At 39.3% G+C, this 9,750-nt stretch carries 8 protein-coding genes; 6 read left to right on the forward strand and 2 right to left on the reverse strand.

Annotated features, from left to right (window positions below; translation table 11 throughout):
- Positions 1 to 118 precede the first annotated feature (118 nt).
- The 3 genes from PHY84_RS11145 to PHY84_RS11155 are packed head-to-tail and all read left to right on the forward strand — an operon-like array spanning position 119 to position 2,979.
- On the forward strand, positions 119 to 658 hold the full coding sequence (locus PHY84_RS11145) for a hypothetical protein (RefSeq protein ID WP_299859810.1): 540 nt from the start codon (positions 119 to 121) through the stop codon (positions 656 to 658).
- The gene (locus tag PHY84_RS11150) at positions 659 to 1,084 is read left to right on the forward strand and encodes a hypothetical protein (protein WP_299859812.1); all 426 of its coding nucleotides are present in this window, start codon (positions 659 to 661) and stop codon (positions 1,082 to 1,084) included.
- Positions 1,078 to 2,979 carry a bifunctional diguanylate cyclase/phosphodiesterase gene (locus tag PHY84_RS11155; protein ID WP_299859814.1) on the forward strand — a complete coding sequence of 634 codons (1,902 nt, stop codon included), beginning with the start codon at positions 1,078 to 1,080 and terminating at the stop codon, positions 2,977 to 2,979. The genes PHY84_RS11150 and PHY84_RS11155 overlap by 7 nt, the downstream gene beginning before the upstream one ends.
- Here PHY84_RS11155 and PHY84_RS11160 read toward each other — a convergent pair.
- Positions 2,968 to 4,959 (reverse strand): hypothetical protein, encoded by a 1,992-nt coding sequence (locus tag PHY84_RS11160; RefSeq protein ID WP_299859816.1) that lies wholly within the window; start codon positions 4,957 to 4,959, stop codon positions 2,968 to 2,970. The two genes, PHY84_RS11155 and PHY84_RS11160, sit on opposite strands and share 12 nt — an antisense overlap.
- Positions 4,960 to 5,135: 176 nt before the next feature.
- Here PHY84_RS11160 and grpE point away from each other — a divergent pair, with 176 nt between their 5' ends.
- The 3 genes from grpE to PHY84_RS11175 all read left to right on the forward strand — a co-directional run bounded on the left by grpE (position 5,136) and on the right by PHY84_RS11175 (position 8,848).
- Positions 5,136 to 5,672, forward strand: a complete 537-nt coding sequence (gene grpE, locus PHY84_RS11165; RefSeq protein WP_299859818.1) for a nucleotide exchange factor GrpE — start codon at positions 5,136 to 5,138, stop codon at positions 5,670 to 5,672.
- Between the two features lie 38 nt (positions 5,673 to 5,710).
- On the forward strand, positions 5,711 to 7,594 hold the full coding sequence (gene dnaK / locus PHY84_RS11170) for a molecular chaperone DnaK (RefSeq protein WP_299859820.1): 1,884 nt from the start codon (positions 5,711 to 5,713) through the stop codon (positions 7,592 to 7,594).
- Positions 7,595 to 7,852: 258 nt separating this feature from the next.
- Positions 7,853 to 8,848, forward strand: coding sequence for a hypothetical protein (locus tag PHY84_RS11175; protein ID WP_299859822.1), 996 nt, complete (start codon positions 7,853 to 7,855; stop codon positions 8,846 to 8,848).
- Between the two features lie 9 nt (positions 8,849 to 8,857).
- Here the strand turns inward: PHY84_RS11175 and PHY84_RS11180 are convergent, their stop codons facing one another.
- Positions 8,858 to 9,583: a diguanylate cyclase gene (locus tag PHY84_RS11180; RefSeq protein ID WP_299859824.1), complete on the reverse strand. Its 726-nt coding sequence runs from the start codon at positions 9,581 to 9,583 to the stop codon at positions 8,858 to 8,860.
- Between the last annotated feature and the right edge of the window lie 167 nt (positions 9,584 to 9,750).

Here is a 9,750-nt window from a genome sequence, read left to right on the forward strand (position 1 = left end):
ATTTGATTGATGTTTTGTATTATTTTTGTGGTAAAAAATTATAACATTTACATGATTTCAAAAGGCTTTTTAAAATTTAAATTAGCTTAAATTATTGGTTGTTTGCGGGAATCTGCAAGTGGCTCTAGAGAGTGTCAAATCTCTCATAGGCAAAGTTGAGCTCGAACACCGTATAGACGAACTTACACTTAAAATAGGCGGTGCGGCAACAAAAACAAAAGACGGAATTAAATTTAACCCTATAAACAAGATGTATTTTAGTGATTCGGAAAAAAGCACCTTTGGACAGTACTACATCAATGCAACTTATAGATTTGATGCAGATAACAAAGTAATCGCCGAATATTTTAGAGCATACAAAGAGGGCGCTGAGTACAGTCCTAACAATGGCGCACTGCTACAACTTTACAACAGAGCGGGCAAGTTCGATATCTATAACGAGCTTATCTATAGATCCTCTTATGTGGGCGTCTATGATCAAAAGATAAACACGGGTATCGACTACACTGCCGGAGTGATTTATCACTACAGCAAGCAGCTTGACGTAAAACTTAAAGGCGAAAATCTCTTTGACAGAGCAACTCAAATCGGTATGAGCGGTCTTAAAATTGCACCTTATGACAGAAGGGTCATACTAACGTTGGAGTATATCTTTTAGATGAAAAAACTCTTTCTTCTTCTCTTGGTGCTTACGCTCTTTGCAAACGACAAAGATATTATTCAAGCACAGATTTTAGAAAAAATCATTCAAAATCTTTCAACAAACCAAAAGGTCGTTGTCTGGTCGGACAATAGAGAGATTATCAAAGAGTTCAACAAAAAAGGAAACATTGCAACCACGCAGGATTGCCATTTGGCATCCATAATTATTTTGGAAGATAAAAAAAGTTTAGAAAAAGAGCTATGCAAAAAAGCTGTATTTGTTCTTGATTATGCTCTTTTAAGTGAAATTCCGCATAGTTTTGGCTCAATGTTTTACAAAAAAGGAAGACCAAATATCGTTATTATAAATAGCAGAATAAAAGAACAAAATATAAAGATATCCAAGGAGCTAGAGCCGTATCTGGAGGAGAAGATATGGTAAAAAGAGAGATTGTCATTTTTTTTCTTCTTTTTCTTCTTGGGTTATTTCTTGTCTATACTTATAGCGAAGTCACAAAATCTAAAGAGAGAATTTTTGAACGCATTGAACAACATGAGATTAGCAAGATAGCTTATGTTTTACAAAATATGCAGCAGCAGATACTCAAACATATACATGAGTACGACTATCAGGATTTAATCACTTTTTTTAAAGAAAAAGAGCACGCTATCGCGTATGAAGAGATGCTCGCTATGATGCTTACCTCAGATGTGAAATACTCATATATCTTATATAGAGATGAGGAGCGAAAGTTTCGATTTTTGCTTGACGCATCCAAAACCGACAAAGCAAGTTTTAACCAAAAATTTGATGTTAACGCCCACGAATATGACCTTGTTTATACTACAAAAAAATCTCAAATCATTAGACAGCAAAATATTGAGAATCTATATGTTACCTATTTACATCCCATTATCAAAAATGGCGAAGTTGTTGCTCTTTTTAACATCGACTTTACAACCGATATAAAATCTATCATTTTAGAGTCCATAAAACCGCTTGAAACTCTTTTTACACTTTTAACCCTATTTGTTGTTATTTTTATGGCAATGACATTAATGCAGATTTTCCACTACTTTATCACCAAAAAAAAGATTTTTACAGACCCGCTTACAAAAACATTTAACAGAAACTACCTTGAAGAGATTAGTTCCGTACTCAACCTTGGAAACTACTCTCTTGCAATGCTTGATTTGGATAAATTTAAAATCATCAACGACACCTACGGACATAAAGCCGGAGACTATGTACTCTCTCATGCAAGCCAAATCATTAAAAACTCCATCCGCGACAATGATATCTTTGTGCGTTACGGCGGAGAGGAGTTTTTGCTTTTTATCAATAACCGCGATAGCAAAAGAGATATTTGTGAAAGAGTTAGAGACAAAATTGCAAAAGAGAAGTTTGTCTATAACGGACATGAGATTTATGTTACTCTCTCAATTGGTCTTCATACCAATCCGTACTTGGAAAAAAACATGCAAGAGGCGATAAAAAAAGCCGATACCATGCTATATGAAGCCAAGAAAAACGGAAGAAACAGAGTGGTTGTATATGATGAAAAAAGAGAGACGACCGCTTCATCTTCATTCTCTTCAAAAGATTTGGCTTTTGTCAAAGAAGCGCTTGATGAGGATCGTGTCACATGCTACTATCAGCCCATCTACAACCATAAAACAGGCGAAGTTTTCAAGTATGAAGCCCTTGTACGCATCATTGCACAAGACGGCACGATTATCACGCCTTACCAATTTTTGCCGCAGATAAAATCTACAAACATGCACTACAAACTCACGCAGAGAATTTTGGCGCTTGTTTTTGAAAAATTTAGAACCAACCAAAAACTTGTGAGTATCAACCTAAGTTTCACGGACCTCAATAATCCTGATATAGAAGAGACCATCATTCAAGCACTCCGAGTGGATCAAGATCTCGCTTCGCGTATTACTTTTGAGATTTTAGAGAGTGACGAAGTGGATGACATAGAGAGTTTTAAGCAGAAGATTCACATGCTACACTCCCTCAAGGCAAAAGTCTCTATTGATGATTTTGGAAGCGGCTACTCCAACTTCAAGCGCATCATCGACACTGAGGCAAACTACCTTAAAATTGACGGCTCACTCGTCAAAAACATTCATAAAAACAGCAAAGATTTTAAAGTCGTTAAAAGCATCGTTCACTTCGCAACCCAGAGCAATATGCAAACCATTGCAGAATTTGTCCACTCCAAAGAGGTATATGAGAAACTCCTCTCGCTTGATATTGACTATATGCAAGGGTACTATATTGCAGCACCGACACCAGAGCTGCTTAAAAAAGAGGAGTTATTTCAGTAATTTTTGAAAGAGTTTTTCAACCGCCCTCTTTCCTGTTTCAGACTTTAAAAACTTCTCTAAATCGACACTTACTTTTGGTGCATCTATATCGCCGCTGAGTTTTGCATCAATACTGTCATTTTTAGAAACAATCTTTACATCGGCATCCAACTGATTGGTTTTTGTGTTGAGCTTTGTATCCGTTGTTTTGATAGCTGCCTCTTTGGAGTGCAAATCAAGCGAAACAACCATATTCTCTTTATCCATCTTTACTCCTACGTCTCCGTTGAAGTTCTCTCTGTACATATCTACTTTTGTAAACTGCTTGATTAGGTCAAAGGTCTGATTTTTGGCAAACACACCGTTGCTTATCTGTCCATCAAACCTTCCCATACTTTGCGCCAAATTGTAGTCAAGTTTTGCACCCAGCGAAGCATCAAAAATTTCAGGACGATAGAGCATATAGAGCAGTTTTGTTGTCTTGAGTGCACTCATATTTGCGCGCAGGTCGTCATTATGGAGTTTGGCTTCCATTTTGCCGCCAGCAAGAGCGGCACTCATGGTGACATCCAAATCTTTGCCCTTCTCTACCGTACCGTTTGCACTAAGTTCACCACGCAAACGCTCTTTTGTCGCAAAAACAAGCGCTTCTAGGTTGGAGACAAAAAGTTTATAGTCGCTTTTAAGCGTTTTATCTTCTAGGTTATATTTTGCGCTCTTTACATCAAGATTTGCGAGGTTGGAGTTTAGGTCTATCTTGGTATCTGCAACGCTTCCTCTTAAGAGTGTTGTGGTTGCAGCATCAAATGTTGTCTTTGGCATAGGTGCGGCAAGTGCATAGGCTTTTGTAAGATAAGCAGTATCAAGAACACCTTTTGTAAGCAACGTCACGACCTGACCGCTGAGATTTTTGGGGTTCATATCTTTTATATCCGCTTCCATAGAAAAGAGCCCATCCGTATAGTGTGGCTGCTTAAGCATATAAAGCAGTTTTGCCACATCAAGATTTGCTACTTTTGCCCTAAGTGTAGATAGCTGCAACTCTTTGAGTGTGGCTTCAAAAACGCTATCGGATGACGCTAAATCGCTCACACCTTGAACAACCAACCTCTCTTTGTCTCCTTTTATGCTCCCCTTAAGATTGATTGCTCCTCTGATATCTGCCCCCGTGAGAGGTTTGAGCACTTCAAGGTCTTGAACACTCAGTGCGTAAGTTACATCCGTTTTAAGCGTCTCAGGAGTGACGCTGCCCGCGGATGTGATTTTAAAAAGGTTTGAGAGAAGTTCGCCCTTGAAGCTGATATCACTCCCTTGCAGCATTGCATCAAGATTCATAGAAAAAGAGGTGTTTGGGATGGTAACATTAAAATCACTAAGCATATATTTTTGGTCAAGTCTGCCCTCTTTTGTCTTTAGAACCACCGTCCCATCAAGCACACCTGTTTTAATGCTCTTAAAGTTGATGTCCATATCGACGTCTGCCGATGCATAAGGATTTTTTGCCGTCATCTGCAAAAGAGAAGCAAGTTTTGCGCCTTTGACAGTAGCGATGATAGATGTAGGATTCAAATCTGCAAGTGTAACGCTATATGACGTTTCACTCTGCGCAATCGTGCTTTTTCCGTCTATGGACATCAATGCCATATCTCCTTTTGCTTTTCCGTCACTAAAGAGTGCGCCACGCAAAGGCTGCCCTGCAAAACTCTCCAACGCTTGAAGATTTTTCAAATCCAGCACATACTCCGCATCAAAAGAGCGTGAGAAGAGCGAATATGCGCCTTTGAGAGCGATACGGTTCTCATCGCTTAGGGCTAAAACTACTTCAAAATCACTCATAGTGAGCAAAAATGTCTCAAGCTTGCTTTGTGTTTGCGTCGCTTCTTGTATCTTTGCTTCTACGATGGGCTTGACGAGAGTGTTTCCAAGCGGCGTAAAAGCAGTTATATAGAGTGCTATAACAACAATGGCGATAATGGCACCCATCCAAGCAAAAAATTTCATACTCTTTCCTTTGTACATTTTTTCATAACAATCTTACTATAAAAAAGTTACATCGAAAACTTGATACATATAGACTAAAGTTAATTGAGTAAAAATATTTAACTATCTCTTGACATTGTTACACTCAATATGTATAATGGTGCTATCTTTTTAGAAAAAGGAGTGACCAAGCGGTTATGGCAACAGAAGAAAAAGAAGAACTTCAAAACGAAAATGTCGAATTGGACGAAGCTGCCGCTGAGGCTGCGGCGGTAGAAAACGAGTTTGACCTTTTGCAAGCGGAACTGAGCGAACTCAAAGACAAATATGCTCGTGTTCATGCAGATTTTGAAAATATCAAAAAAAGATTAGAGAGAGAGAAATACACGGCAGTGGAGTACGCAAACGAAAAATTTGCAAAAGACATGATTCCTGTACTTGATTCTCTTCACGGTGCGCTAAACTCAGTCAAGGCAGATACAAGCTGCGAAGAGCTTTTGGCAAAACTTAAAGAGGGGATAGAGCTGACACAAAAACAGCTTGTCACATCCCTAGAAAAACACGGCGTCAAGATGGTTGGTCACGATGAACCTTTTGACCCAAATATCCATAACGCCATCCAAAGCGTAGATAGCGATACGGTAGAGAGCGGACAGATAGTCCAAACTTTCCAAACAGGTTATAAATATAAAGAGAGACCGTTGCGTGAAGCGATGGTAGTAGTGGCGAATTAAAACAATTTGCAAATAAAATCAAATTAAGGAATAAAATTATGAGTAAAGTAATCGGTATAGATTTAGGTACAACAAATTCATGTGTGGCAGTTTATGAGGGCGGTGAGGCAAAAATCATCCCAAACAAAGAGGGTAAAAATACAACTCCTTCGGTTGTAGCTTTTACAGATAAAGGCGAGGTTTTAGTAGGTGACCCTGCAAAACGTCAGGCGATAACCAATCCAAACAAAACTATCTCTTCCATCAAGAGAATCATGGGTCTTATGATGAACGAGGAGAACGCAAAAGCGGCTCACGACAAAGTAACATACAACATCGTTAACAAAGACGGTATGGCTGCCGTTGACGTTGCAGGCAAGATTTACACTCCGCAAGAGATTTCGGCAAAAATCCTCTCAAAACTAAAAGAGGATGCGGAAGCTTACTTAGGCTCTAGCGTAACTGACGCTGTTATCACGGTTCCGGCGTATTTTAACGATGCACAAAGAAAAGCTACAAAAGATGCGGGAACTATCGCAGGACTTAACGTTTTACGTATCATCAACGAGCCGACTGCTTCTGCACTTGCATACGGTTTGGAGAGCAAAGGCGATGAGAACGTTCTTGTTTACGACTTAGGGGGCGGGACATTTGACGTTACTGTTTTGGAGATTAGCGATGGTACTTTTGAAGTTCTCTCAACGGATGGAAACGCATTTTTGGGCGGAGATGACTTTGACAACAAAATCGTTGACTACCTAAGCAGCGAGTTCAAAAGTTCTCACGGCGTAGAACTTAAAAATGACAAAATGGCACTTCAAAGACTTAAAGATGCAGCCGAAAATGCAAAAAAAGAGTTAAGTTCATCTACTGAAACAGAGATTAACCTACCGTTTATCACGATGACGGAAGCAGGTCCACAGCACTTGGTTATCAAACTTACTCGTGCGAAATTTGAGAGCATGATTGAAAAACTTGTTGAAGAGACTATCACACATATCAAAACAGCTATGAAAGAGTCTGGCTTGTCAAACAGCGATATCAAAGAGATTATCATGGTCGGCGGTTCTATCCGTGTTCCGCTTGCTCAAAAAATGGTTTCTGACTATTTTGGCGGCAAAAACCTCAACAAGAGCGTAAATCCTGATGAAGTTGTTGCGGCAGGTGCGGCAATCCAAGGCGGTGTTTTAAGAGGGGATGTTAAAGACGTTCTTCTACTTGATGTTACTCCGCTCTCTTTAGGTATCGAGACATTGGGCGGTGTTGCGACAAAAATCATCGAAAAAGGCACAACGATTCCGGTTAAAAAATCTCAAATCTTCTCAACAGCAGAGGATAACCAACCGGCAGTAAGCATCTCGGTTGTTCAAGGCGAAAGAGAGTTTGCAAGAGATAACAAGTCTTTAGGTCTTTTTGAACTAGGTAACATCGCAGCGGCTCCAAGAGGCGTGCCTCAAATCGAAGTTACATTTGACATCGATGCAAACGGAATCTTGACAGTTAGCTCAACCGACAAAGGTACAGGCAAATCTCAGTCTATCACTATCAGCGGTTCATCAGGACTTAGCGAAGAAGAGATTAATAAAATGGTTAAAGATGCAGAGATGCACAAAGCAGAAGATATGAAGCGCAAAGAGCTTGTAGAGCTTAAAAACCAAGCGGATGCGCTTATCGCTCAGACTGAAAAATCTTTAAGTGAAATCGGAGACAAAATCAGCGCAGACGAGAAAGCAAAAATCGAATCAGCCATCACTGAACTCAAAGATACGCTAAAAGATACAAATGCTACAAAAGAGCAAATCGAAGCGAAAGTAAAAACTTTGACAGAGGCAAGCCACAAAATGGCAGAGCAAATGTACAAAGCAAATGAGGGTGGTGCGGCACAAGCTGATGCTTCCAAGAAAAAAGCCGATGATGATGTTATCGACGCTGAGATAGAGTAAACAAAACCCAACTTTCCGCATCACTTAGGTTGCTTCATGGATTTCTCATCGCAATGACCACATCATTGCGAATGAAGCAACCAAAAAATATGCTATAAATCCGCTTTTATACTAGACTTCTTTATAGCCTCTGTTTGTTCGTCTGCGGCTTCACGGTGGGTACCCCAAATCTAGCAAGCTAGATTTGACCCTTCCGTTGCAGAATCGTTCACAAACAGAGGCTATAAAGAAGTCTATTACTTTTTTCAAAGGAACACCATGTTTTACAAAACGGCATTTTATCTGCTTTTATCTTCTCTTTTTTTTGCTGGATGTAGCTCGCAGCAGCCTAAAGTCGAATCTCAAAAAGCTCCTGCACATAAAAGCGATTATGTCAGCCAAAGCGGATACTATTTTGCTTTGATTGAAAAGACAAAAGAGGGCTGGAAGCTTATCGATATTGAGGATAAGCCCGTACTTCAAAGAAAATTTACCAATCAAGAGATTCTTCGCATAACCGAGAATTATGAAAATGCCTATCCACACTTTGAAGACGAGCTAAATGCAACAAAAACAAATCATTATCTTTGCCAAGAGGAAAACAGAAAGAAATATACCCCATGCACAACCCTCTTTAGTGTTGTTCCAGAGGCAACAAATGTTGCCGAGCTTATCGTCCACTCAAACCAAAGCTCCCCAAAGTATAAATATATAAGCAAATCAGCCATCAACAAAGCTATCGGTGAAGTAAAACTCTTTGATGCCATAGAAGCAAAAAAAGAGCATTTTAAATTTGCTCTATGCCAAGAAGAGTTCCAAAAAGCATCTACCATTGAAGAGTTTAATGATTTTGTAAAGAAGTATGCGGACTATGCAAAAGCGGGTGAAATGTTCCGTCTAGCACTAAAAAATCTTGAAAATCTTAAAGAAGAGCAGCTTAAAAATGAAGCGGCGTCAAAAAAGCAACCAAAAGGTTATCAACATCTCTACAACAAAAGTGAGCAGCAGCTAGAGAGAGAAAACCACTCCCTTGCCAAAAAAGAGGAAGCAGCCATACACCAACAGACACAAAAAATTGAAACTTTCAGAAAAACGCTTAAAGTAGGTATGCAGACAAACTGCGGAACCGTAGTCGAGCTAGATACGTCAAAAGCAAAAATCAAGTTTGATGCACAAAGTGAGCTGCTCCAGTGGATAGAACGCCGTAAACTCTTTCCAAAAGGAGAAGGGTGTCGCATCGTTAATGGAAAATATATAACACCGCCTTCATTCTAAGTGTAACACTTAGTTTTGCATCACGCAGTTACGTCCTGCTGTTTTTGCCATATAAAGTGCGGCATCTGCTCTGTCCACAGCACTTTTTAGGTCATCATCTTCTCTTAGTTGTGTCACACCGAAACTTGCACTTATTTTTGTTACCGGCTTTACCGTCATCATCTCAATATGCCCTCTTAGTTTTTGAGCGAGCGTGAATGCATTTTGTATATTTGTTGAGGGTAGAAGAATAACAAACTCTTCACCGCCCCAGCGGCAGACGATATCCTCTTCTCGCAAAAGGGACGAAAAAAGTCCGGAGATAGCAACAAGTACCCTGTCGCCGACACCATGTCCATAAGTATCGTTAATCTTTTTAAAAAAATCAACATCAATCATCACAAGCGACATCACTCCCTCTCTCTCAACCATTGACTGATGTGAGAGTTCAAAAAGTTTAGAAAACTTATAGCGGTTATAAAGATTGGTAAGTGGGTCACGTGATGCCAAATGTTCTATCTGCGCATTTTTCTTGATAAGAGATTCATTGATTTTGCCGAGCTCTTCTTGGTACTCTTTTGTCAGCATCGCCCATCTTGAGTAAGCAAGAGAGATAAGCTCTTTTTGTGTTATCATACCGCTTAAACAGCCATCATCATCAACAACTATTACTCTTTTATAATGTTTATTTGCTAAAAAATCAAGTGCCTCTTTTACACTGCTCTCTTTATTTAATGTATCAACGGGAGATGACATATAGGTGCTGATAGGAGCTTCTGTATCTAAATTTTTTCTTATGAGCCACTTGCAGATTCCCGCAAACAACCAATAATTTAAGCTAATTTAAATTTTAAAAAGCCTTTTGAAATCATGTAAATGTTATAATTTTTTACCACAAAAATAATACAAAACATCAATCAAAT

This window comes from Sulfurimonas sp. (genome assembly GCF_028694605.1).
Lineage (GTDB): Bacteria > Campylobacterota > Campylobacteria > Campylobacterales > Sulfurimonadaceae > Sulfurimonas.

What these genes read in the sequence shown, in the direction of transcription:
- grpE (WP_299859818.1), top strand. Translation starts at nt 5,136, where the DNA reads ATGGCAACAGAAGAAAAAGAAGAACTTCAAAACGAAAATGTCGAATTG.
- PHY84_RS11155 (WP_299859814.1), top strand. Translation starts at nt 1,078, where the DNA reads ATGGTAAAAAGAGAGATTGTCATTTTTTTTCTTCTTTTTCTTCTTGGG.
- PHY84_RS11160 (WP_299859816.1), bottom strand. Translation starts at nt 4,959, where the DNA reads ATGAAATTTTTTGCTTGGATGGGTGCCATTATCGCCATTGTTGTTATA.
- PHY84_RS11180 (WP_299859824.1), bottom strand. Translation starts at nt 9,583, where the DNA reads ATGTCATCTCCCGTTGATACATTAAATAAAGAGAGCAGTGTAAAAGAG.
- dnaK (WP_299859820.1), top strand. Translation starts at nt 5,711, where the DNA reads ATGAGTAAAGTAATCGGTATAGATTTAGGTACAACAAATTCATGTGTG.
- PHY84_RS11150 (WP_299859812.1), top strand. Translation starts at nt 659, where the DNA reads ATGAAAAAACTCTTTCTTCTTCTCTTGGTGCTTACGCTCTTTGCAAAC.
- PHY84_RS11175 (WP_299859822.1), top strand. Translation starts at nt 7,853, where the DNA reads ATGTTTTACAAAACGGCATTTTATCTGCTTTTATCTTCTCTTTTTTTT.